Raw genomic sequence first — 1,147 nt, forward strand, 5'->3', positions numbered from 1 at the left:
GGTCACCCCGGGTGGATAGTGGGCGAACAGCAGGCCGTTGCCCGCCCCGATCTCGATCACCCGGCCGGACAGCCCGGCGACCAGGTCCCGGCGGAGGTTGGGACGATCACCGGACGTCGGCGGATGGGGCAGCGCCTGCTCTCCGGTGCTGCCCGCCGTGGCAGGTCGGCTGGCCCGACGACCGGTGGGGCCCTCCGCACCGGGGTCGGCCGGCGGGCCGGCGGGCCGGCGGGCGGTGGTGCGCGCCGCGGCCGGGTCGGGCACGCCGAGGCGACCCGACGCGTGATCGACGAGTTCGCCCGCGTCGCCGGTCGGTGCCGGACGGCGACCCGTGGCCGGCGGGGTGCCGCCGCGAGGGTTTACCACGGGCAGGCCGGGGTCGGTGTGCGGCAGGCGGCCGGCCTGGCGCAGCCAGTCGGCGGGTCGTTCGGGGCGGTCCGCCCGGGGTTCGCCGCCGGCCGGCGTCCGTCGCTCCGGCTCGGCCGTCCGTCGCTCCGGCTCGTCGGCGACGGCCCGGCGACGGCCGGTGCCGTCGGCCGTCCCGATGGTGGGCGTGGCACCGCTGTGCGCCCCGGTGGCCGGGGGCACCGGCGGGGCGTTGCCCGTGCGGGGCACCACGGGCTCGTCGGGTTCGGCGGCACGGCGACGGCCGGCGGCCGGGCGGGAGCGCTCGGCGGGACGACGGTCGGTGGGCTCTGGTGCGCCCGGGTCGACCGGACCCGGGCGACGCCGCGCGGTACGCGGGTCACGGTCGATGGCGGGGTCGGGTCGCAGGCCGTCCCCGGCCGGTGGCGCGGACGGCCCGCCGGCCAGGTTCGCCGGACCGGCGGCGGCCGACGCTTCGGCGGCCCGGGCCGGATCGGGCGCCGATCCGACCCGTCGAGCGGCGGACGTTCCCGCGGCCGGGGGCAGTGCACGACCGGGCTCGGTGGGCTCCGGAACAGGTCGTCGACCCGGCGGGCCGGCGTCCGGACGGCGCAGGGGCGGCATCGCTTCGGGCCGACCCCCGGCTGCGGCGGCGTCCGGATGGCGACCCGGCGCAACGGCGGCGTCCGGCCGCCGACCGGTCGGCGCGCCAGAGGTCGGCGGGCCCCCGGCCGGGCCGGGGGGAGTCGTCGCCGGACGGGGACGGGTCGGGCCGCCGGGC

General features: G+C 81.7%; 1 pseudogene. It reads right to left on the reverse strand.

Annotated features, from left to right (window positions below):
* A pseudogene (locus tag AB0B85_RS33600) lies at positions 1-990 on the reverse strand (hypothetical protein); the annotation flags it as partial.
* Between the last annotated feature and the right edge of the window lie 157 nt (positions 991-1,147).

This window comes from Micromonospora sp. NPDC049044 (assembly GCF_040649215.1).
Classification (GTDB): Bacteria; Actinomycetota; Actinomycetes; order Mycobacteriales; family Micromonosporaceae; genus Micromonospora.